Annotated in this window: 21 protein-coding genes and 1 pseudogene; 1 reads left to right on the forward strand and 21 read right to left on the reverse strand. The window is 36.0% G+C overall.

The annotated features are described in order from the left end of the window. Positions 1-61 precede the first annotated feature (61 nt). The 12 genes from J7I90_RS03095 to J7I90_RS03150 all read right to left on the reverse strand — a co-directional run bounded on the left by J7I90_RS03095 (position 62) and on the right by J7I90_RS03150 (position 13,262). Entirely contained in the window at positions 62-1,888 is a 1,827-nt protein-coding gene (locus tag J7I90_RS03095) for a polysaccharide biosynthesis protein (RefSeq protein ID WP_214768345.1), read from the reverse strand. A 290-nt stretch (positions 1,889-2,178) separates the two neighbouring features. Next, on the reverse strand, positions 2,179-2,877 hold the full coding sequence (locus J7I90_RS03100) for a CpsD/CapB family tyrosine-protein kinase (protein ID WP_311315188.1): 699 nt from the start codon (positions 2,875-2,877) through the stop codon (positions 2,179-2,181). A 16-nt stretch (positions 2,878-2,893) separates the two neighbouring features. Then, positions 2,894-3,643 (reverse strand): YveK family protein, encoded by a 750-nt coding sequence (locus tag J7I90_RS03105; protein ID WP_214768347.1) that lies wholly within the window; start codon positions 3,641-3,643, stop codon positions 2,894-2,896. 181 nt (positions 3,644-3,824) lie between these two features. Then, positions 3,825-5,612, reverse strand: a complete 1,788-nt coding sequence (locus J7I90_RS03110; RefSeq protein ID WP_214768348.1) for an ABC transporter ATP-binding protein — start codon at positions 5,610-5,612, stop codon at positions 3,825-3,827. A gap of 1 nt (position 5,613) precedes the next feature. Next, positions 5,614-6,795, reverse strand: coding sequence for a nucleotidyltransferase domain-containing protein (locus tag J7I90_RS03115; RefSeq protein ID WP_214768349.1), 1,182 nt, complete (start codon positions 6,793-6,795; stop codon positions 5,614-5,616). 14 nt (positions 6,796-6,809) lie between these two features. Continuing rightward, positions 6,810-7,265, reverse strand: coding sequence for a lasso peptide biosynthesis B2 protein (locus J7I90_RS03120; RefSeq protein WP_214768350.1), 456 nt, complete (start codon positions 7,263-7,265; stop codon positions 6,810-6,812). 33 nt (positions 7,266-7,298) lie between these two features. Beyond that, complete coding sequence (locus J7I90_RS03125) at positions 7,299-7,598, reverse strand: lasso peptide biosynthesis PqqD family chaperone (protein WP_214768351.1); 300 nt, start codon at positions 7,596-7,598, stop codon at positions 7,299-7,301. After that, positions 7,595-8,530: an aldolase gene (locus J7I90_RS03130; RefSeq protein WP_214768352.1), complete on the reverse strand. Its 936-nt coding sequence runs from the start codon at positions 8,528-8,530 to the stop codon at positions 7,595-7,597. Before J7I90_RS03130 ends, J7I90_RS03125 begins: the two co-directional genes overlap by 4 nt. 87 nt (positions 8,531-8,617) lie before the next feature. Further along, on the reverse strand, positions 8,618-8,743 hold the full coding sequence (locus J7I90_RS03135) for a paeninodin family lasso peptide (protein ID WP_133346496.1): 126 nt from the start codon (positions 8,741-8,743) through the stop codon (positions 8,618-8,620). Between the two features lie 4 nt (positions 8,744-8,747). Beyond that, a complete protein-coding gene (locus tag J7I90_RS03140) occupies positions 8,748-10,679 on the reverse strand; it encodes an asparagine synthase-related protein (protein WP_214768353.1) in 1,932 nt (643 codons plus the stop codon). A 545-nt stretch (positions 10,680-11,224) separates the two neighbouring features. Next, positions 11,225-12,130 carry a hypothetical protein gene (locus J7I90_RS03145; RefSeq protein ID WP_214768354.1) on the reverse strand — a complete coding sequence of 302 codons (906 nt, stop codon included), beginning with the start codon at positions 12,128-12,130 and terminating at the stop codon, positions 11,225-11,227. A gap of 238 nt (positions 12,131-12,368) precedes the next feature. Beyond that, positions 12,369-13,262 carry a selenium metabolism-associated LysR family transcriptional regulator gene (locus J7I90_RS03150; RefSeq protein WP_214768355.1) on the reverse strand — a complete coding sequence of 298 codons (894 nt, stop codon included), beginning with the start codon at positions 13,260-13,262 and terminating at the stop codon, positions 12,369-12,371. A gap of 134 nt (positions 13,263-13,396) precedes the next feature. Between J7I90_RS03150 and J7I90_RS03155 the strand changes: the two genes are divergently transcribed. Then, entirely contained in the window at positions 13,397-14,422 is a 1,026-nt protein-coding gene (locus tag J7I90_RS03155) for a YeiH family protein (RefSeq protein ID WP_251025088.1), read from the forward strand. A gap of 26 nt (positions 14,423-14,448) precedes the next feature. Here the strand turns inward: J7I90_RS03155 and speD are convergent, their stop codons facing one another. The 9 genes and pseudogenes from speD to J7I90_RS03200 all read right to left on the reverse strand — a co-directional run bounded on the left by speD (position 14,449) and on the right by J7I90_RS03200 (position 22,529). Further along, on the reverse strand, positions 14,449-15,285 hold the full coding sequence (gene speD, locus J7I90_RS03160) for an adenosylmethionine decarboxylase (protein WP_214768356.1): 837 nt from the start codon (positions 15,283-15,285) through the stop codon (positions 14,449-14,451). A gap of 160 nt (positions 15,286-15,445) precedes the next feature. Further along, positions 15,446-16,108, reverse strand: coding sequence for an ABC transporter permease (locus tag J7I90_RS03165; protein ID WP_214768357.1), 663 nt, complete (start codon positions 16,106-16,108; stop codon positions 15,446-15,448). Positions 16,109-16,125: 17 nt separating this feature from the next. Continuing rightward, positions 16,126-17,043 carry an osmoprotectant ABC transporter substrate-binding protein gene (locus tag J7I90_RS03170; RefSeq protein WP_214768358.1) on the reverse strand — a complete coding sequence of 306 codons (918 nt, stop codon included), beginning with the start codon at positions 17,041-17,043 and terminating at the stop codon, positions 16,126-16,128. Positions 17,044-17,054: 11 nt separating this feature from the next. Further along, a complete protein-coding gene (locus J7I90_RS03175) occupies positions 17,055-17,708 on the reverse strand; it encodes an ABC transporter permease (RefSeq protein WP_214768359.1) in 654 nt (217 codons plus the stop codon). Between the two features lie 12 nt (positions 17,709-17,720). Then, positions 17,721-18,875 carry a betaine/proline/choline family ABC transporter ATP-binding protein gene (locus J7I90_RS03180; RefSeq protein WP_214768360.1) on the reverse strand — a complete coding sequence of 385 codons (1,155 nt, stop codon included), beginning with the start codon at positions 18,873-18,875 and terminating at the stop codon, positions 17,721-17,723. Positions 18,876-19,081: 206 nt separating this feature from the next. Continuing rightward, a pseudogene (locus J7I90_RS03185) lies at positions 19,082-20,245 on the reverse strand (acyl-CoA dehydrogenase family protein). Between the two features lie 566 nt (positions 20,246-20,811). Then, positions 20,812-21,618 carry a hypothetical protein gene (locus J7I90_RS03190; RefSeq protein ID WP_214768361.1) on the reverse strand — a complete coding sequence of 269 codons (807 nt, stop codon included), beginning with the start codon at positions 21,616-21,618 and terminating at the stop codon, positions 20,812-20,814. Next, a complete protein-coding gene (locus tag J7I90_RS03195; protein WP_214768362.1) occupies positions 21,615-22,082 on the reverse strand; it encodes a flavodoxin in 468 nt (155 codons plus the stop codon). Before J7I90_RS03195 ends, J7I90_RS03190 begins: the two co-directional genes overlap by 4 nt. 48 nt (positions 22,083-22,130) lie before the next feature. Continuing rightward, the gene (locus tag J7I90_RS03200; RefSeq protein ID WP_214768363.1) at positions 22,131-22,529 is read right to left on the reverse strand and encodes a hypothetical protein; all 399 of its coding nucleotides are present in this window, start codon (positions 22,527-22,529) and stop codon (positions 22,131-22,133) included. Between the last annotated feature and the right edge of the window lie 367 nt (positions 22,530-22,896).

Below are 22,896 nucleotides of genomic sequence, written 5' to 3' on the forward strand. Positions count from 1 at the left end.
CTTTCGATATCTTGTTCCTCGTTTTATTCCATGATACTTATATATAGGATTTTAATATCGTTTAGTTGGAAACGGGCACAAGAAGAGGTGCAGTATCACGTTCATTCGCCAGATCTACTAGTTTTTTTCTTAGTGATTCTTTATCCATATCAGGATAACTGTTTATAATATCTTCAATCTCCTTTGAATATAAATTCCCTGTTTTCCCTATGTAAATATTTGGATATATTTGTTTTTCATGAATTTCATCTTGATTTAACAGTTCTTCAAATAGTTTTTCACCTGGTCTTGTTCCCGTGAATTCTATTGATATATCATCTTCAGAATGACCGGAGAGTTTAATCAAGTTTTTCGCCAAATCTACAATCTTCACTGGATGGCCCATATCTAGTACAAAAATCTCGCCGCCTTGTGCTAACGCCCCAGCTTGGATGACAAGTCTTGAAGCTTCAGGGATAGTCATGAAATAACGAATCATATCAGGATGTGTCACTGTGACTGGCCCGCCTTTTTCAATTTGTTTGGTGAATAGCGGGATGACACTTCCTCTGCTCCCTAGCACATTCCCAAAACGAACGGCTACAAACTTCGTTTTGCTTTCTTTATTTATTTGTTGAATCGTCATTTCCGCTAGCCTTTTTGTGGAGCCCATAACACTTGTAGGGTTAACTGCCTTATCACTGGATATCATCACAAAAGTTTTTACTCCGCTCCAGCTAGCCGCATTGGCAACATTCCTTGTACCTATTAAGTTATTTTTGACCGCTTCTTCTGGGTTTCGTTCCATCAATGGTACATGTTTATGTGCTGCTGCATGATAAACGACATCTGGTTGATATTCTGCCATGACGGACAACATTTTTTTTCGATCTTGAAGATCAGCAATTTCTGTTAAAAACTCGATATTTTTGTTTTTATATGTTTCTTTCAACTCCATTTCTATCGTATAAATACTGTTTTCACCATGACCGAGTAAAATTAACCTGGATGGATTAAATTTAGAAATTTGGCGGCAAATCTCTGATCCAATTGAACCTCCTGCCCCAGTGACTAAAATTACCTTTTCGGTTACATACTCTGAAATTACATCAATATCTAATTCTACAGGTTCACGTCCAAGAAGATCTTGAACCTGTACATCTCTAAATTTATTGACTGAAAGCTTTCCAGTTAATAAATCTTCTAACATTGGGAGGATTTGTGTCTTCGCATTTGTTTTTGCACATTCAAGGAAAATTCGATTCATTTCCTGTTTATTCAATGAAGGAATGGCAATGATAATATGTTCGATATTCAATGCTTCAACGTTTCTTGAAATTTCACCCACTCCTCCCACTACAGGTATTCCTAAAATATCAAGATTATGTTTTCGTACGTTATCATCAATAAATGCTACTGGTAATAAATCTACATCATTATTTTTTAATAATTGCCGGGCAACCATCGTACCTGCTGAACCTGCCCCTATTATTAATGTTCTTTTCTTATTTTCATATTTGATTAAGTATTGATCTCTAAACATTCTCCAACAAAATCTTGATCCGCCTATCAATAGCATGTGAAGTAACCAAGTTACCGCCAACAACCGATAATATACATCTTGAAAAAGAAGTGCCTGTACTATTGATGTAGTAAAAATGGATGCCGTAACAGTTTTGAATATAATGACTAATTCACCTATACTCGCATACTCCCACGCTTTTTTATATAGATGAAAGGTAATAGCAAAAATATGATGACTGAGGAGAATCGTAACAGAGCTGAGCACAATCGGAATAGTAAAAACATAAATACTGGCATCTACTAAAAATCGCCCTAAAAAAATAGCTGATAAGACAATACATGAATCGATTAATATAAAAAGTGATAGTCTTTGTTGATATGTCAATACTTTCCCCCCTTGTAGATCAATTTATTGTTACAGTTAAAAGGAATTAAATGATAAAGTGCTAATGAATGCTGTCCTATTAAGACAGCATTCATTAGCACTTTAATAAAATTATAGGGCATTTAACCCTCCCTCACCCCACACTCTTGACGACTGGCGTCTAAGGTCTATTAAACCCACAGCATGATCGAGTGCCTCCGTTTATAATGGCAAGGAGACATCACCAAATACTTTATTAATTTAATTTTCGTTCGTAATAAAGAACACTGCTATAAAATTTTTTTTCGTCTTTATAGGATTTTCTTCAATAAATTGGTAAACAGATTTTCCGGATTATCGTTTAAAACGACTCCTACAATCTTTTCTTCAACAAATTGAAGGATTCTTTTTGTAGCTAAAGCTTTTTTTAACTCCGTTTTGCCGTTATTGAACACCATAATGATCCCATTACAATAATTGGCCAAAATTTTTGTGTCTGTAACCTCTAATATTGATGGGGAGTCTATGAGAACAATATCGTATTGCTCTTCACACTTAACAAGGAAGTCCTGCATGACTGGCAATCCAATTATTTCGCCTGGATTGAAGGGTATAGGGCCACTTGTCAAAACATCTAAATCACCCATTCCCGTCCTGTATACAGCCTTGTCAAGAGATGTGAAATTTGAATCAGATAAAATATTTGTCAATCCTACTTTATTTGGAATCTTAAAGATCGAGTGAATTGCAGGATTCCTTAAATTAGCATCTATCAGTAAAACCTTTTCTTTATTTTGGGCCATTGAAACAGCTAGATTTGCAGCAGTGGTTGATTTACCTTCTCCAGATGATGGAGAGGTTATCATGATGATATTCCGTTTTTTCGATACGGAGGAAAACCTAATATTTGTTCGAATCGTTCTATATTGTTCGGAGATTAAAGAATCCGGACTTGAAAAAGCCACAAGATTCCTTTTCTTTAGTCTATCCCCGATTTTTTGTTTATTCATCGTCATTCTAACCGCCTCACAATTCTGCTCTTGTTTCTTTTGAATGTTTAGCTTGTTGCACTTCTTTAATTTTTTTAATATTGTTTTTACTGACATTCGAATTCTTTTTATTCATTTTAGATACATGTCCTATAACTGGAAAACCTATGATATCCTCTACTTCTTGCTCTTTACGAATTGTATAATCCAATGAATTCAATAAAAATGTCAGTCCGATACCCAAAAATAAACCTATAATTCCGCTCTTTATTATTGTTCCATTATTGTCTCCGTTAATTGGCACTAAGTTTACCTTGGCCGGGGATAAATTTCGTATTTTTTTAAAGTCCACTATATTAGGAGCCTCATTTTTAAATACTCTCGCCGTCGTATTGGCGATCTCGGCAGCTGTATAAGGATTGGATGATGTGACGCTAATACTGACTACTTCTGATTCCTCTACACTAGTTACGTTTATTGCCCCTGCCAATGCTTCTGGTGATAGTGGTAATTCCATTTCATCGATAACTTTCTGTAAAACTGTAGTATCTTTTATTATGACTTGAAGAGTTTTCATTTTATCTTGATTGGCTTCAATAATTATTCTCGTAGATGCCTGGTAAAGAGGGGTTGTTGTTAAAGTTTTCAAATATCCTGCCAGTATGAATAAGAGTGTGACAATAATGACGATCCATATACGCCTACTAATGATACCGATCAGTTCTTTTAAATTAATCTCTTTGGCAGGTTGTTGATTTTCAAAGTTCCTTTTTGAATAATTTGTCATTGAACCACCTTTTTCAACTTACTTTTCTTTATTAAGAACAATAATGCCTTAATCAACGATATAAAACTGCTAAAACTGTACTGTTCTTATTACGTGTTAATTTTCCTATGAATATATCCTTATTTTAGTTCTTTATAAAGAACGAGTCAACTAGTTATCTACTTTTATTTTAGAAATTATTTCATGAATTTATCGTATCCACTTCTCTTGTTAGCAATTGTTTAAATAAACCTCTTTCTTTAGACAACTCACTATATTCACCGTTCTGTAAAATTTCCCCTTTCTCTAATACGATGACTTGATCGGCATTCCTTATGGTGCTTAAACGGTGTGCAATGACAATGATGGTCATGCGGCCTTGTAAAGTTTCGATAGCTTTTTGAATTTTGGCTTCAGTGTCGTTATCAAGGGCACTGGTAGCTTCATCCAAAACCAGAATCGATGGTTTACGTAATATAGCCCTTGCAAGAACTAGTCTCTGTCTTTCTCCCCCAGATAACCTAATGCCTCTATCCCCAATTACCGTATCTATATTTTGAGGCAATTTAATCACAAAATCAGCCGCCGCAGAAAATTCCAACGCTTCCCATATTTGTTGGTCGCTGGCCTTCGGTTCGACTAAAAGCAAATTTTCCTTTATACTTCCATTGAATAAAAATGGATCTTGGGAAACATAACTAATAGATTTCCTTAAACCGATTAAATCTTTTCTAGAGAGTTTTTTACCATCAACTATAATCTCTCCCACATCAGGGAGCATGAGGCCCATCATTAGATCGATTAATGTGCTTTTACCTGCTCCGGATGGACCGACGATAGCGGTCAACCTATTAGCGGGTATTGCTATATTGATATTTTGCAGTGTATAGTCTGTTTCAGTTTTGTTATAACGAAAAAAAAGATCATGACATTCCAGTTTTTGTTCGATGACAATTGGCATGATATTCTCGAGACTATAAGCCTCTTTGTAGCCTTTTGCTTCACCTTCTATTTTCATAATGGATTTGAAAGCTGGTAAAGTTGAAGATATATTTTCCATATTGCTTTGTATGGCTGTAAATCTAGGCCATAACCTTGAAAAAATAAGGATAATGAGTAAAAGTTCTTCCTGTTGAGCTGCAAAAAGTGTAATGGATAAAAAAACGAAAGATGCGATTAATAAGGCAGATGCTACTTTATATGATAATTGAGATTTTGTGTTTAATTTAATATACTCAACTTGCTCGTCATTCATTTCTTTCGTTAATGAACTGATCCAATTTACATGTGATTTCTCTAAATGATAACTTTTTATATCCTTAATTCCATTTAACTGGTCGGTAACGCTGGCTAAATATCTTAGTGCTAATTGAGATGTCCTACTTCCTAATGACTTAGCTTTTCGGATGAATTTCCTTGAAAATAGTGCCAGGACCAAACCAGCAACCAAAACGAATACTGTAATTTTCGGAGCTAACCAAAACGCCACACCAATTTGAATGAGTGTAAAGATCACAGAAGCTAATAATTGTAAGATTAAATTAATTCCTGCATTAACTCGTGCTAAATCGTTTGTCATGATATTTATTAAATCCGATTTCCGTGTTTTAATAAAGAACTCCCAGTTGGCATGTAATAAAGACTGATACAATTGAATCCTTAAATGACTGATATATGCTTGCTGCATTCTCACATCACGTATTGTAAGATTTCGTTGGAGAATGTTCTGGAGAATCACTAGAACAATATAAAAACCTAAGATAATGGATAAGCTTATCATTTTAGGTATCTCGACTATCCAAGAGAGCGTGGAAGGAAGATTATTTGATAGATCTATATCTATAATTCCACTTACACTTATCATGGGTACTAATAAAAGAATGCCTACACTGTCCATTAAGCTAACAATGACCATTCCTAGCATATTGATAAATAGTATTTTCCCTGTGAAAGTGTATAGCCTTTTGAAAAAGAACCACAGCTGTTTCATCTTATCCTCCTATGACATTTCGTATTCTCGTTTTTCTCCAAAACCATAAAAAAGGCCTCAAAGGAAAATATAAAAAATGGAACTTTTGAGGCAACGGCAAGGTTTTTGTATCCTCAAAATAAGGATGAAGAAAACTGAGTACGAATAACAGTTTATTCTGAAATGACATGAGTGAAAATAGATGCTTTTTATGATAACTAGCAATCTCTTCAGATAGTGGTTCATCATGAAGGTTAATGAATCGTTGAATATAAAATAGTGCTTCTTGTGCCAATCGATTGGAACGGTATTTTAGTGTAAGATCGTTTACTTCTTTGTTTATCGGTGTATTTAACATTTGGGAAGTCAGGACTAATGTTTGACCTGCAACATGCATATATTGATATTTTTTTAGCAGGCTAATTATTTTATCCCAATCCAATTTTTTTTGGCAAAGTCGGTCGATATCCACTAACCAGCGAAGGCGTGACCATCCATGACGCGCCCCATGTGAAGCTAGAAATAAAAAGAGATCCTCATTACCTAAACAATATATCGGATATGAAGTAGTTAGTGAGCTAACCCTCTTTCGTAGCCATAACTCATTAAAAGTTGGTTCCTTGGCTGGACCTGGGTTTAAACGCCAATGAATTTCAAGTTTAATCTCTTTCTCGGTATGAAAATAGACAAAATGATGATGGCGCCACTTCCAATCATTTAATACGGTTTGTATATATTCATCTTTTACATATCCCATTTGAATTAAAAGGGACTCGATCTTCTTTAGATCATCGATGTTAACCAAAATATCAACATCACTTGAAGTCCTTTGAGATATACCTCCATATAAATCAGCTGCCAATATAGGTCCTTTTAAAAATAGCGTCGAAATTTCATTTTCAAAAACAACTCGGGAAATCCTTTCGATTTCTCCACTTAGCTTTAACATTTTAAAGGTATTTTTTTGATAATCGTAGTACATCGATTGAATTATAGGTGCAGGAATATAATTTGCGTATTTTAGTTTTTTATAAATAAGTGGGTAAACCCTATGATGCCTGGCCAGTTTCAAGAACAAATTCCAATCAAGGTTTTGTTCTACATTAAATGGAACCTGCTTGTTTGTTTCACTTTTCAGACAATCCAATAAAAACTTTAATTCATTAGATATGCTTGATGAATCGAAATTGGTTTTGTCATTCATTTAATTCCCTCTTTTTAAGCTTTTTTTGTTTTAGCGAATTTCCCGACAACAATGAATTTACCCATTTCTTCTGCGCCCGTTACATAATACGGACCACTCCGCAACCAAGCATGAGCAATCAAATCACCATTTTCATCTCTTGCCGTGCCAAAATAAACTGTACTTTCCATTCCTCTTCTTTCAAGCATTTTCATTCCAGCTACCGCCTTAACTAAACATTGGCTCTCCCAGAATGTATAGTAGCTCATGATATGTATGGCCTCTGAAATATTCTTTATTACTTCTTTATCTAAATATTTTACAGAATAGCTGGTTTCTTCCATGTGATTTCCCAGTAATCGGGCACTCTTAATAAATGGAAACAATTTAAAAATACGGCCTACTGCTAAAAAAAATAACGCTTCAAACAATAACCACTTCATGCTTCTATTTAATGATATGAACGTGATAATTTTTTTGTAAAGATTCATCTTTTGCCCCTATATAAACTGGAATATAAATGCTTATAATTCAGCTGGTAAGATAATTAACCCCTCATTATATAAATCACTTAAAAAAGATAACACTTCTTCTTCGCATTCTTGTTGACTGACGTCATACTGTGAAATCAATTTATCTAGTAAGTCACTAATTTTAATAGGTTTCTCAATTAAACTCCAAATTTCCCCACCTAGAACTCCCAGATTATAATAATTCCCTTTTTCAATGCTGAGCATGACCAATTCCCCATCCATATCACTAACAATATTCCCCTGATTTTGAGTAATTACATTATTTTTTGATAGAACTGATGCGTTAATCATATATTTTTCTCTCCTTTAATAACACTTAGAATTCTCGTTAAAATTTCGTGGGCTGTGAATGTTGAGTTTGGACGTCTTAATCGATATATCGGCACAGCATTCATACACTTTGCACAAATCTTGAAATGCCAATCCATCATATTCATTCTTTCAATTAGAGATCGTCTATAGGTATGCAAGTGCATTACTTGAAATCGATGAAGCTTTTCAATAGGTTGTAGATCTATGGACACTATATCTGCCCCAACTAATTCGAATATCCCTCCAAGTGGCAAAGGTTTGTTATAGAAGTCAGTTTGCACTGGTATCGAAAATTTTGTCGTTCTATCGAATAATGGTTGGTAATCAGTAGAATTCATTCCAAAAGCGTTTAAACTTTCCTGCCATAATTTTTGTTGAGGGTATGAGGGGATAACCCACGGCTGGTATTCCTCCGTTAGTGTTATAGCCACTACATCATCACTTAAAAGTTTATACCCCTTATTAACGAAAGAGGATGCCAGAGTAGACTTGCCAGCTCCTGATTCACCAATAAAAGCGTATGCTTTTCCTTCGATGGCTATTGCACTTCCATGAAGTGGCAATACCTTTCTTTGCATCAACAGAATTCCTAAACAGCTCCCTAAAATATAAAGCCGAATCCTATCATCTTTATCACTGCCGTAAGTTGAAAATGTAATGGTTTTCCCATTTTCTATTGAAAAAACAGCTAATCCAGGCACTTCGAACATTACGCGATTTCCTTCAACGAAAAAACTAGTACGAATTAAAGGATTTATTTTTGACCAAACATTTGATAAATCTTTCTTTTTAATCGTTATATCGGCTTCCTTTTCAATATCTGTCATTTTCTCTAACTCAGGTAGAGGAAGTACACTTTCTGCAATTAATCCAAATGTGGTATACGTATATGTATTTTCCGTGCTTAGCATTTTTCTTCACTCCAAACATATCATCACTGTTTTCAAAAGAAACCCTTACACTTACACGGTGTAAGGGCATAACCTTTTAAATGAAACTTAACTGAATTTTACCGGATCATCCGGATCTGGTTGAATTGCATCAGGAAGTCTCCTTCCTGGTCCAGCCATTGTTAAATTAACATTAAGTATTTCTAATTTTGGTTTTTCCCATTCTTTTTTCATTGTTTCACCTCCCCTCAAAATGTTTTTTTATAAATCGTGAAACGATTAAGGTTCGCATTAAAATTCTGAAATCATCATCAAACACTTTTTCTGGAAGAGGTGTTTGTTCGACGCTATTAAGTGCTTTTCTAACTTCCTCCATATTTAAAAATTCAGACATGACTTCATCTTTACTAAGACTATGCATTTCATCTATAAAAGAACTCCATAATGATGCCATTCTATGAATTCCATCTGATCCTTGTATTCCGCGCGTTTTATTATTAAGCCTAACATTATCAGGCAGATAGTCCTTAGTGGCCCTTCTTATTAAGGAGCGATCCTGACCATTTAATACATATTGTGATTCTGGGACTGAATTACAAAATTGGATGATACGCAAATCGTTAGTTGGATCACGTTCAGCTATAGAATGTCTTAAGGATAGCTTGGTGGAAATATTCCCATTTATACTCCAATAGTATAATTGTTCAAATTGAGTTCTTTTCATAGTAAAAACATTTGTTTTAATGGTACCTTTAACATCAATGTTATGTTCTTCTAATTTGGTGAATACTTTCGTTCTTTTTGCAAAGTCGGGGTTTATTAACATTGGATAAGGTTCTTCCGCTGATGATAATGATGGGAAGGCTTTTTTTCTTATCGCTGTCATGACTCTTGATTTGTTCACACCATAATTTTCACTGAATGAATGTAATTCTTTGTAAAAGTGAATTAGTTTAAACTGCTTTAATAAACTAGCTTGATAGTCTAAAGCATGTCCCCATGATATGGTCCAATTACCTCTTTGACCATTTAGTAGCACTCTGATATTTTCTTGTGCGGCTTTTTCATAAATGCCTTTTAACCAAAAACTATTTTCATAATATTTATAAGGCATTTCTAGCACCTCAAGCCAATCATCCACCTCGGATAAAGGGCTCTTATCTTTAAAATCCAAATAGTTATCCTTAATATTTCCTACGTACTCAACAGTAGAAGAAATGAAAGGTCTCTCATCAGCAACTCTACTTTTAGGAGTCCAATCGACAAAATCCTCAACTGGTACATAGCTGTATGTATATAACTGTTTTTTTTGCTCATCTAAAGCCCTGGCTGCAAAGCTAACGACGGATCCTGAGTCTAACCCCCCACTTAAATGTGAGCCAATATTGTATGTAGTCCTTAATTTGGATCTCACTACTTTATCGAAAACTTCGCGGAAAGCTTCTTCATATTCTTCATTCGTATTTAGCTTCAGTTTTTCTTGTATTTTTATAAAAGAGTATCTGGAAAAAGTTACACTTCCATCAATGACCGTTATTGAATGTGATGGTGGTATTTGTTTAATGTTCTGATAAACGGTTGATGAGGTATCTACTGATTCAACATTAATGGGAATGGCCAAAAACTCCGATAACCAATCCTCATTCAATCTCTTTTCAATATATGGCAAATTAAGCAACGGTTCAATTGTTGTACAAAATGCTAATTTATCTTGGTTTTTAAAATAATAAAGAGTGCGACTTCCTGAAAAGTCACGAGCTCCGAACAATTTGCGTTGTTTTTGATCCCAAATCATGAAAGCAAATTCACCAACTAAATACTTTGGTGTTTCCTCTTCCCACTTATAATAAGCAAGCAGAATCAATTGGCTATCCGTTATATTAAGTCGGTCAGAATTCTTAACCTGTAATCGTTCAAATAATTCTTCCCGATTATCAATGATTGCGTCGGCGGTAATGGCAAGCTGTCTGGCATAATCAAAAAATGGCAGAGTTTCACTCACCGATTCAGGGGTAATCCATTGATTATGGCAGCCAAATATGATTCGCTCATCATTCCATATTTGAATGCTGTCGGCGGGAAATTTATATAATGATTTCATTAATATATCCCCATGATGGAGATTGATCGGTTCTTGGTTTAAATGATAGAGGCCAGCGATTGCGCTCATTTTTTTCCTCCTGGCGGTGAATGTCCATGATAAAATAAATCGCAAAATATATACGTAAAAAAGGACTTCTCAAACCTTAATTCTTGTACCTTTTTAAAACTCGTTCTTTATAAAGAACGCCTTATGTATAAACTACCACCTTCTTCAATCAACTGTCAATATACAACAAATATATTTTATGAATATTTTGATTTTCATTTTTTATTGACATTTATTTTATTTTTTTGAAATCATCTTTTAATACTATATTGAACGCGGAACATCATAAAGGAAACCACATAATATTTTTTACTAAAAAGGGGTTTTTCATGAAATTTTATCCAAAATATGAATATACTAATCTATAAGGGGAGTGATTCAGATAGCTTTTTTAAATGCCTTTAATAATTTTAAAAATGGGAAAAAGTCTAAGAAAATAAAGAACATGGATTTTCGGGAACAGCATGTAAATAAATCGTCGGAGCTCATTGGTAATAATGTAATTGTCCAAAATATAATTAACAATCACCTTTCCAAAAAAAATAACCACTTGTAGGGTGGTTTTTTTAATTATTAGGGGAAATGGTTTCATTCTTTTCCAACTTCTCACTTGCTTCGTAAATATAGTTATATTGTAAATAGTAATCGTATATGACGTTTTGCAGGATTTTTAGCAGTGATTTATCGAATGTATCGAATTCAGTTTGATAACTATTTAAGACAGTGACGAATTTACCGTCCATGTTTTCGAAATAATGAATAAGAAAATTCTTGTAATATTCACTATCGCTATTGCTTTTATTTGTAATGCACGGTTCGCCGGTTTGAATGGATTTATCAAGCATCGCTTTGATTGATTTAGGCAGCTTTGCTTTTTTGAACTGGTTCAGGGTATAGATATCATAGGTAAAGGAAAGACCTAATTGATCGGAATAAAAATCCACGGCACAGTCCAATGTATAGATTAAGGGTGTTCTAAAGTCCTTGCTGTTGGCAATTTCCTCTGATATCTCCAATTGAAATTCCTCGGAAGTTAAATACGCTGCAAATTTCATTTTTGAACTGCTCATGCTGAATACTTCATAAACGGCTGCATCTTGTTTTTCAATTTCAATTTCAATATTAAAAAATTTAAAATGTTTTAAACGGTAAAAAGCTATCGGGGCTAATAGGAAAAGCAATATCCAAACTAGGTAAAGGAATAACGTGTTAAAGATGATTTGATAAAATTCAGACGTTACGATCGGTTCGATGATTAACGATATCAATGTATGTTCAAAACCCTGGGAAACAGGGGGGGCAGGTACAATGGTTTCCTCTGGATTTTTCAAAGTTTGGATACCTAAACGAGCCATCGCAACCAGTGTATAAACAAAAATTAAAATTGTCCCAATCACATAAAATTTTGGCATGAATCCTATAATTCTGTCGAAAACAGAAATCCGTTTATCTTTCTGCTCTTCTGTAGCCAATGTGGTTGCTCCTTTTAAGATTATTAATATCAGGAAAAGTCTACAGGAACTTAAAATTTCCTGGAGACTACCTATTTAATTTATATGTTTGCAATTATGTTAAAATTCGTAAAATTCGTTTAATCATTGACATATTCCAAATTACTTTCGACGTTTTCATTAAAATTAATGATAATTCGTCGTTAAAAATGCCCACCCCATCATTGAAAATGAAAGGATGAGCAAATGTTTAGGGTTTTTATTTAGGACGGCCCTTTATCGCAAATTCTTCGACCTTCCTTAGAAACAACTCCATCGCTTTTGATGCTTCGAAGTCCAACTTTTTCACGATCGAAAAAGGTCTTATTAGGGGCTCATTTTTCAAATGGAAAGTTTTCAATTCATTGGACTTCAATTCTTTTTGTACTGTCAATCGGGATAATAAGGCAATGCCGAGTCCAGCCATCACCGCTTCTTTCACTCCTTGGATACTGGTGAAAATAAAGGTTTTCTTTATGTTTAACTCCAGACTGCTCAGAAGTTTATCGGAATATGTACGGGTCCCCGATCCTTGCTCCCTAAGTACCCATATTTGGTTTTGGAGCATGTTGCCTTCGATGAGATCCATCTGTGAAAGTGGATGATCCGGGGGAACGACCACAATCATCTCGTCATTCATGAAGGGCCTGACATCTATACCTTTATAATCCGTTTCCCCTTCAATCAAGCCTATATCAAGCTTATTCGAACGGATTCCTTGGGTGACATCATTTGAATTAGAGATGATGATTTGTATATCCACCATCGGATATTTAGTGGTAAATTCTGCTAATACTTTTGGAAGGTAATATTCCCCTATCGTGAAGCTTGCACCTATTTTCATCGTTCCGCTAACCACGTTATTAAATTCATTTATTTCTCTTTTTGCGGTCTCATAATGATTAAGCATTTGCTTTGCATGTCTATACAAAATTTTTCCCGGCTCTGTTATTTGAACTTGTTTGGGGGAACGATAAATTAATTTCGTTCCTAACTCATTTTCCAGATTCCTTATGTGAAGACTGACTCCTGGCTGCGACAGGTTCAGGATATCCCCTGCTCTTGAAAAATTTTTCTGTTCGATTACAGTTACGAATACTTTTAACGGATCCATTGTTACCTCCCTATTTTACTATGCGTTTCATTTTATCATAAGTATAAGTAATCATTGAAATAGCAAAAATATATTTCACTTATTTTTAATTTAGTTTTAAAGTTAAAAGCATCAACATAGATGGAGTGATCACACTGGAACAAATAAAAATTGAAGCTAAAAAACTCGGATTTACAAAAGGAATAGCATTGACTTTGCTAATTGCCATTGCAGCAAAATACTTAGCAGAGCTTCCATTCCTTCATATAATCGGACAGTTAGTCATTGCAATTCTGATTGGTGTTGTTTGGAAATCGCTAATCGGTGTCCCGGCTTACACCGTTGCAGGGACAAATTATTCAAGTAAAGTCCTTTTGAGAGTGGGCATTATCTTATTGGGGATGCGTTTGAACCTAAAGGATATTATTAATGCCGGTCCGAAAACATTTGCAGTGGCTGCCATTAGTCTTGCATTTGGTATATTAGTAGTTTATGGATTGACCCGCCTATTTAAAGTTGAGAAAAAACTTGGGATATTGACAGCTTGCGGAACGGGAATTTGCGGAGCTGCTGCCATACTAGCAATTTCCTCCCAAATAAAAGCAAAAGAAAAAGATACAGCAATAGCTGTAGCGACGGTTGCTGTATTAGGTACAACCTTCACCTTCGGATATACGGTCCTATATCCATTATTGGAGTTATCAAATCAAGGATATGGTATTTTTTCGGGTGCGACACTCCATGAAATTGCTCACGTCATCGCTGCTGCGGCACCGGGGGGGAATGAGGCTGTCGACTTGGCAGTGGTGGTCAAATTGACTAGGGTGGCCCTGCTCATACCCGTTGCCATTTTAATTGGATTCATCATCAATTGGAAAGAACGATCAACGGTTACCAAAAAGAAATTTTCCTGGAAATCCATTCAGATACCGTGGTTCATTTTTGGATTTTTATTGATGAGTGCCATTTATTCTTCAGGTGCAGTTCCTGAACCTTTTGCCGAAAAGCTTGTTATGCTTTCTTATATCCTCATGGCCATGGCGATGGCGGGATTAGGATTGAATATTGACCTTGTAACTTTTAGGAAATATGGCGGTAAGCCTTTTATTGCTGGACTTGTTGGCTCTATATTATTGAGTTGCCTCGGCTATATATTGGTTCAGGCTTTCCATTTAAATTAACTTTTTCAATAAAAAACAAGCATCCCTTAATCGGCATGCTTGTTTTTTTCTATTGGATGTGGAACATTGGCACCATAAAAAATTTCATCCATTTCCGTTTGAAGCCTTTCTATAATTTCTAGCCTTTCCTCTTTATTCAGCTTTTCCTCTGTATAACCGAATAAGTAATTATTAATATCGAACCTTTTCAGCTTACATTTCGTATGGAATATATTTTCCTGGTATACATTTACATCGATCATGTCATATAAACCTTTTACTTCATCAGGAATATAGTTTTGAATGGAATTTATATCATGGTCAATGAACAATTTTCGCCCATCTTTATCTCTCGTAAATCCTCTTACTCGGTAATCGATCGTGATAATATCCGTATCGAAGGAATGAATGAGATAATTAAGGGCTTTAAGGGGTGATATTTCTCCACATGTAGAGACATCGATATCGGCCCTGAATGTGCTAATGCCTTCATTTGGATGGTATTCTGGGTATGTATGTACGGTAATATGGCTTTTATCCAGTTGCATGACCACATTATCAGGTAAAGGCCCTGGTGATTCCTCATAAGTCCCCATTGGTACTTCGACGACAGGTCCTTCTGAAACAAGAATGGTTACACTGGCGCCTTGAGGGACATAATCCTGTTTGGCCGTATTTAAAACATGCGCCCCTATTAAATCCGCAACATTGTGCAGGATCTTCGAAAGCCGCTCTGCATTATATTGTTCATCGATATAATCCAGGTAGGACTCCCTCTCTTCCCTGGTTTTTGTGTAACAAATATCATACATATTAAAGCTTAAAGATTTCGTAAGATTATTAAAGCCATGAAGTTCAATACGCTGCTCAGGTGTAAGTTTCATGAATGATTCCCCTTATACTTTTTTTAGGACTACCCTTATAGTTACCCTTTTCGTGAAATAAAAAACTAAATCTGCCAGTCTAAGCTTCTGACTTCTAATCGGTAAGTTAAAAAAAGCCATTGCAATAACATGCAACGGCTTTTTTATTTTCCTATTAGTTCTAGGCAGTATGAACTTTTTTCTTCTTTATAGGTGAAAGTATCCGTTCCAGCCATCCGAGTAAAAGATCCGAGAGAATGGCCATCAATGCCGTCGGAATTGCTCCTGCAAGTATGATTGCCGTTCCATTTGACGCATTCGTTCCCCTGACAATGATATCCCCCAGGCCGCCTGCCCCTACGAATGTACCGACAGCAGTTACACCAATTGCAACGACAAGAGCTGTACGTAAGCCAGCCATGATGACAGATAGAGATAATGGAAGTTCGACCATTCTTAGTAACTGGAGCTTTGTCATTCCCATTGCCTTGCCAGATTCTAAATAAGCATGATCTATACTTGTAATCCCGACATACGTGTTTCTCAGGATTGGCAGCAATGAATACAAAAACAACGATAAGATTACCGTATTTGTCCCCAGCCCCATCACTAGCATCAGGAGTGCAAGCATAGCCAATGCTGGTGTGGTTTGTATGACATTCGTTATCGAAAATACCCAATTACTCAATTTCTGATGTTTCGCGATGAAAATGCCTATCGGGATGGCTACAATTGCTGCAAATAACACTCCATAAGCAGACATTAAAAAATGGCGATAAAATTCAGTAAGAACATACATCCAATTCTGGGAATAATAAGTTCCCAACTGTTGCAAGGTTTCCATTAGTTTGCACCTCCCAATTATTCAAAATATTTATGTGCTTTAAGGAATTCCGATGCTACGACCGATGGCTCCTTCAAGTTTCCATCCACTTCATAATTCAATTCCTGCATGGTTTCAGTAGTGATCTCGCCAATTAACTTGTTAAGTTCCTCTTCAATTTCAGGATACCGTTCCAATAATTCTTCAGTAACGACCGGTGAACAGTCATATGGAGGGAAATATTGTTTATCATCTTCTAAGAGCTTCAAATCATTAACCTTAATCCGTCCATCTGAGGAATATGCAAGGACAATATCCATCTGACCATTTTTGACTGCATCGTATACTAAGCCAATCTGCATCGGATAAGTTTCTCCAAATTCCAATCCATATGTATCGACGAACCCTTTATAACCATCCCCTTTTCTTTTTAACCAAGCACTATCCACACCTAACCTTAAATTACCTGCATCCTTTTCCAAATCCGATATTTTCTGATACCCTTTTTGCTCAGCCAATTCATTAGAAATCGTAAAGGCATATGTGTTATCGAATCCATAAGAATCAAAAAATTTGAACCCATATTGTTCCTTGAATTCCCTTTGAACAATTTCCATCGCCTTTACTGGGTCCTTTTCGATTTCCTGTCCCAGTACACTCGTTAAATCCGTCCCTGTATATCGAGTAGCTGCTATATCTATATCACCGGTCTCCATCGCTTTTTGCTGAACGAAATTCGAACCTAGATTTTTGATGATTTTCGTATCAAGTTCCGTATTCCTTTCAAGGAGTTGAGCGATCATGTTCGCCAGGATTTCGGATTCGGTCATGCTTTGGGCACCGATCTTTACAGTAGTCTCAGAAGATGACCCTAGACCAGGCAAAGAACAGCCGGTGATCATTAATACACAAACGATAAGAGCCATTAAAATTGTATTTCTTATTTTTTTATTCATGGTAATCCTCCTCAAGCAACTTCCTTCATGCCTTTCAAGCCTTTTGGTACGACTTTTCGCTCTATGATCGAGAATACATAATCAACCAGGATAGCCATGATGATTACCGGAACTGCACCAGCGATGATATATTCTGTTTGGTATAAATTCAAACCGATAAAAATGTAATCTCCCAAGCCCCCGCCTCCAATAAAGGAAGCTAGGGTAGCCCATCCAATTAAATAGACGGAAGCCGTACGGATACCTGCCATAATGACGGAAAGTGCAAGCGGGAATTCTACCAGACGAATCCTTTCCCAGCTTGTCATCCCGATGCCGCGTCCGGATTCCAGCAGATTTTCATTTACGCCTTTAATACCTGTATATGTATTCCTGAGTATGGGTAAAACGGAATAAAAAAATAACGCAATGATCGCGGGTGTTTTCCCAACGCCAAGGAGAGGAATGAAAAAGGCGAGGACCGCTAAGCTTGGCAGTGTCTGCATAATGTTCGCAATTCCGATTATAATCGATGCGCTCCTTTTCATTCGCGTCAACATTATCCCTAGTGGAACAGCGACTATTATTCCAAGGAAAACAGCGATCATGGAAATATATAAGTGCTCCCATGCTTTAAAGATTAATTCTTGCCAGTTCGTTTGTAAAAATTCGAGCATTGTTTCCATCTATTACACCTCCTAAAACATTTCTACTACTTCTGCCACTTGATTTTCGTCCTCTCCCCAAATGCTGTCATATACAATGTCGACCAATGTAGCCCTAGTGACAATTCCGACCAAATGTTTATTTTGGTCAACTACAGGCACGTATTTGAAACCTCGTTTTAAAATCTTTTGAACGGAATCGCGGATTAAAGTATCCTGTTTCACTGAATAGACTTCAGTATTGATGACTTCACTGATTAATTTAGCTTTTTTTCGATATTCACTGATCGTTTCAACATCTACGAACCCTTTCAAAACATTTTGCTCATCGACCACAAGTAATGAATCGACCCTTTTCTCGCGCATTATCGTAATAGCATCGGTAAGGGATTTTTCCTCAGTAATGGAAATTGGGTTTCGACTCATGATTTGTTCAACCAACTCAACATTGGGTCTTGTTTGAAGCAAACGATCTTTGCCGATGAATTCTTCAACAAACTCATTTGCTGGGTATCTGAGGATTTCATCCGGTGTTCCCACTTGGACGATTTCACCAGCCTTTAAGATGACGATCCTGTCGGCTAGCTTAATGGCTTCATCCATATCATGCGTAACAAAAACGATTGTTTTATCAAGTGTGCGCTGCAAATTTTTAAATTCCTCCTGAAGGGCATCGCGGGTGATTGGATCTAATGCGCCAAAAGGTTCATCCATTAAAATGAGTGGAGGATTGGAAGCAAGTGCTCTGAGAACGCCTATCCTTTGCTGCTGTCCGCCGCTTAATTCGTAAGGGTACCTTTCCAGGTATTCGGGTCCCATATCGACAAGCTTAAGCAATTCCAGTGCCCGTTCTTTTTTCTTCTGTTCATTCCATTTAAGAAGTTTTGGAACGAGGGTGATATTTTCAAGAATGGTCATGTGAGGGAAAAGTCCGATTTGCTGGATAACGTAGCCGATCTGTCTTCTTAGCTCAACTGGGTCTTTATCCATGATATTTTCACCATTAATAAGTATGTTGCCTTCAGATGGCTCGATAAGACGGTTAATCATTTTCATTGTCGTGGTCTTACCACACCCACTCGGACCAATGAAGCAAATGAACTCCCCTTTTTTAATATCCAAAGATATATTTTTTACTGCTTTCTTTCCTCCCTTATAGATTTTCGATACATTTTCAATTTTTAACATAAAAAGCACCTCCATCATTCGCATAACAATTACAAATTTTACAAAAATATTAATTTTTCATATGCACAGTCTCTTCTACCCATAAGGCAAGCTGTATAAACCTTTTTTTATAAATAACTAGTTCATTGTAATTATATTGAAAGAATGGTATAAAAAAACTGCCCAGTTTTAATTGAGGCAGTTGGATAGATTTATAGTATTAAAGATTAAAATCCTATATTTTTAGCAATCAGGGTTTTTATAGTTTCATCTGTCCCTGTAAAGAATGTTGGCAAAGAAATGTCCCGATGACGCCGGGCAATTTTATCGTCACCCATACTTCCGTAACGATCATGCAACTGCATACACTTATTAGATATTCTCTGAGACATCTCCGTTATCCATTGTTTAGCCATCGATACTTCAGTTATGATATTCTCCCCATCCATATGTTTACAGATCAACTCATCAATGAACGTTCTTCCCAGATGAATATCTGTCGCTATTTCTGCGACGGTAAACTGTGCATTTTTTTATGCACTTCTTTTCTTCCCAAATGCTTTTTGTCTTTTTATAAAATTCATCGTTAAGTGAAGCATCTCTTTCGCTGCCATTAAAGACCTGATCGCACTCATTAGTCTTTCCTGCTGCAGTTTTTGCATGATATATGAAAGGCCCTTCCTTTCCTCCCCAAGGAGGTTGCCAACTGGAACTGAAGCATCATCGAAAAATAGTTCTGCTGTGCCTGAGCTTCCCTGTTCTGATTTACAAAGCTTTCTTCCCCGTGATAACCCTGGTGTATCTTTATCAATGAGCAGTAGACTGATTCCGTCCTTTGGAGGAACAACATTTAGATCAGTTTTGCATGCTACTATCATGAAGTCAGCTTTAAAGCCATTTGTAACGTACGTTTTGGCTCCATTGAGAAGATAATACCCATCTTTCTTGATGGCTGTGGTTTGAATATCAGCTAATTCCGATCCCATTTCCGGCTCTGTCCATGCAAAGGCAGAAATCATTTCCCCTGTAATGAACTTTGGTAAATATTTTTGTTTTTGATCTATTGTTCCGAAGGAAGCAATATAAGGGGCTACAACATCTGAATGAATGAATACTCCTCCCAAGGCTGAACCCACCCTCTCCAATTCCTCTGCCAGCACAACCGAATATCCAAAATCTGCTCCTATTCCACCGAATTCCACTTCAATCCACGGACATAAAAATCCATTATCTCCTGCCTTTTCCCAAAATGAGTAAGGTATTTCCCCCTCTTTTTCCCAATGATCATAAAAGGGGACAGCCTCCTTGGCGAGAAATTCACGAATTGATTTTTTAAATAATAGGTGTTCTTCCGTTAGAAAGGAACGGGAATCATCCTTATTAATTGCCATCGTGCTAACCATGGGTTTACCTCCATTCTTTTTTTACTGATAATTACTACCATGAACCAAGTAAGATATGTTCAATGCCCCGATGTAAACGGTTACAATTTCATGCGGTTAAAATGTTCCACAATATTCATGTTCAACAAAAGTATTGAATTCCCTTTTGAAAATATATTTTTTTCCATTTTAAATGATTTGATTATGACTTAACCGCTTGAATTTGGTTTTTAACTTATATTCTGGCGAGGTTATTTTTGGAATATAAAATGTAATAAATAGACAATTCTTCTTTTTATGCTCATATCTCATTCTTTTTTTGCTTAATACAATGGTTATTTATCAGCCTTCGTTAGTGAAATATACCAGCAAATAGCATGTCAAATCCTTCTATAAAAGATTCATTTCCCTTAAATCTACTATTTTTGGCCATGCCCAATAGCCCTCCAAAACCTTTTTGGAAGGATATTTCTCTGATTCAGTTAATTAGGCAACATCCAGGAACGTTTCTTTTCTCTTTAATATACGGTAATTCCTAGTGATATAGACAATAATTTCAGGTTTTTTAAATGCGATTATTGACTGTTAAATCTTTCTTGATTTATATTAATTCCTTCATAACATCTTTTTTGGTAAGAACAGCTTTTGCAAACTGCTAAGGAATCCGTTTTCAAATACTTTTTGGGTTCTTGTAAAAGATTCTTGATCATGTTGAGGTATTCCAATCCACCAGAAACATCCTTCTTGGTTGGTATAAATGTTTCTTTTTTACCATCCATAAGCGAGTATATCTCTATTCTTTCCGGTAATTGACCAAATGCCTTTTCACAAAATACCGAAATCATATTATTAAATAAACGATTCATTTCTTCATCTGTATCAACTAAATACTTCTTTATGATGAATGAGTTGCCTGACCATTCTGCCACTTCAAATGTTAAGGAAAGTTCGGTCCCCAACTCATCCATATTCATGTTGAATTTTTCATATAAAAACAAAGGTGGATTTTCAATTCTTTTAGTAGTTAAACATTGAAGTAAATGGTCTGTAATATTAGCAAGAGCCTTATAATAATGGATCTTCGACTCGAACTGACGTACTTCAATGGCACTCCAATGATCATCTATGAACTCCAAAACCTTCTTAGTCGTCTGACTTTCTGGAGGAAGTTTATAATATCGACTTACAACTTGATTAACCACAAATTGAACCATCTTCCTCCAATCCGATTGAGTGGTGATTTTTCCTTCTATATGAAAATAGTAAAATTTATTAGGACATCTTATAAAATCCTGTAAATGATAATCAGTTAAAGTAGCAATGGAAATCCGATGTTTCCTACCGATCATTCCCTTCTCCTCTCTCTCCTCATAAAATTTCAAATTCTATATTGAGTGACAATACTATTCTTAATAAATTCCCTTCCGAAATTTTGGCAGTTTTTGATATCCTCATCATCTGGGGTTAATTCCACTTTTAACCCTTCCAGGACGATAACAGCACCTTGTTCCCTTAATTTTTCTGTCAAAATATCTACAGCTGCACCATATTGTGGGTAAGATGAATCGCAGGAACCAAACGCCGCAGCCTTCTTTCCAGTTAGATCAATATGATCCATATCCTCATAAAAGTCTAATAAATCATCGGGTAACTCTCCGTCACCCCACGTATAAACTCCTAATATGATCCCATCGTAATCTTCAAGCATGGAAGCTTCAGGACCATCCATAATATCTATCTTTTCGATGCTCACATCACTGATTTCAGTGATTCCTTCTGCAATGGCATTCGCCATTTCTTCTGTATTTCCACTCATACTGGCAAAAATTATAATGATTTTAGACATGATAAGTCCCCCTTCCAACTAATTTATATGTACATGTAATTTGCCTTCTTAAAAAGCATGTACATCACCAGAGTTCATTTTATTCTTAATTTTTTGTACGTTGCTCAGTTCATCGGAAAATGAAAGAAATGACTCCCTATTATGTGCATCGAGTGCTTCGTTTACTTTAAAACGCAAATGGTTAATTTTAAGGTTCAAATCCAAAATGGAGCAAATGCTGCCCTTGGAATACAGTTCCTCGATATCTTCCACGTGCATAAAAAATTGAAAATCGTTGTTGACAACTATTAAAGAGTGCCACCCTAGGCAATCAATATACTTCCGTTCATTTGTAATTGTCCAAACATCCCCTTGAAGAAACTCAATTATATGTTGGTGCCTTTGACCCGGACAGCAGCAGCTTACTTCTTGCTGAAAACGTTCTACTATTATAAAATTTTTATCCATAGGTGCTCCTCCTCCACTCACATTCAGTTTTTTTGAATCCTTCTTCAACCTCGGCACTTGGTCAGTCCGTTTGTTTTTGACGGGTACCGCCTATTTGAAATGCAGAGAACCGTTCGAAATTGATAATCATTTTCAATTAGTATTTTATGTGATAATGATTATCATTGTCAATTTGTTTTAGCTAAGTTTTGATATTTTTGTTTTGTTGCCTCGGAAAAATAGATGCCTAGCTACCGCAGCCAAGTACAAAAAAATACTCTGGGATGAGTTATTCTCCAGAGTATTTTTTTACGCTATACAACTATTTTATCGTCTTTACCCTTACCCGGTTTAAAGGCAGGAAACTGTCCACCAACTTATTCTAAAA

The sequence above is a fragment of the Bacillus sp. ISL-57 genome, from assembly GCF_018613135.1.
GTDB classification, from domain to species: Bacteria; Bacillota; Bacilli; order Bacillales; family DSM-1321; genus Peribacillus; species Peribacillus frigoritolerans.

Excerpts from the sequence above, each read along its gene's own strand:
- J7I90_RS03100 (WP_311315188.1), bottom strand. The coding sequence starts at position 2,877 with ATGAATAAACAAAAAATCGGGGATAGACTAAAGAAAAGGAATCTTGTG.
- J7I90_RS03105 (WP_214768347.1), bottom strand. The coding sequence starts at position 3,643 with ATGACAAATTATTCAAAAAGGAACTTTGAAAATCAACAACCTGCCAAA.
- J7I90_RS03110 (WP_214768348.1), bottom strand. The coding sequence starts at position 5,612 with ATGAAACAGCTGTGGTTCTTTTTCAAAAGGCTATACACTTTCACAGGG.
- J7I90_RS03115 (WP_214768349.1), bottom strand. The coding sequence starts at position 6,795 with ATGAATGACAAAACCAATTTCGATTCATCAAGCATATCTAATGAATTA.
- J7I90_RS03120 (WP_214768350.1), bottom strand. The coding sequence starts at position 7,265 with ATGAATCTTTACAAAAAAATTATCACGTTCATATCATTAAATAGAAGC.
- J7I90_RS03125 (WP_214768351.1), bottom strand. The coding sequence starts at position 7,598 with ATGATTAACGCATCAGTTCTATCAAAAAATAATGTAATTACTCAAAAT.
- J7I90_RS03130 (WP_214768352.1), bottom strand. The coding sequence starts at position 8,530 with ATGCTAAGCACGGAAAATACATATACGTATACCACATTTGGATTAATT.
- J7I90_RS03135 (WP_133346496.1), bottom strand. The coding sequence starts at position 8,743 with ATGAAAAAAGAATGGGAAAAACCAAAATTAGAAATACTTAATGTTAAT.
- J7I90_RS03140 (WP_214768353.1), bottom strand. The coding sequence starts at position 10,679 with ATGAGCGCAATCGCTGGCCTCTATCATTTAAACCAAGAACCGATCAAT.
- J7I90_RS03150 (WP_214768355.1), bottom strand. The coding sequence starts at position 13,262 with ATGGATCCGTTAAAAGTATTCGTAACTGTAATCGAACAGAAAAATTTT.
- speD (WP_214768356.1), bottom strand. The coding sequence starts at position 15,285 with ATGAAACTTACACCTGAGCAGCGTATTGAACTTCATGGCTTTAATAAT.
- J7I90_RS03165 (WP_214768357.1), bottom strand. The coding sequence starts at position 16,108 with ATGGAAACCTTGCAACAGTTGGGAACTTATTATTCCCAGAATTGGATG.
- J7I90_RS03170 (WP_214768358.1), bottom strand. The coding sequence starts at position 17,043 with ATGAATAAAAAAATAAGAAATACAATTTTAATGGCTCTTATCGTTTGT.
- J7I90_RS03175 (WP_214768359.1), bottom strand. The coding sequence starts at position 17,708 with ATGGAAACAATGCTCGAATTTTTACAAACGAACTGGCAAGAATTAATC.
- J7I90_RS03180 (WP_214768360.1), bottom strand. The coding sequence starts at position 18,875 with ATGTTAAAAATTGAAAATGTATCGAAAATCTATAAGGGAGGAAAGAAA.
- J7I90_RS03195 (WP_214768362.1), bottom strand. The coding sequence starts at position 22,082 with ATGTCTAAAATCATTATAATTTTTGCCAGTATGAGTGGAAATACAGAA.
- J7I90_RS03200 (WP_214768363.1), bottom strand. The coding sequence starts at position 22,529 with ATGGATAAAAATTTTATAATAGTAGAACGTTTTCAGCAAGAAGTAAGC.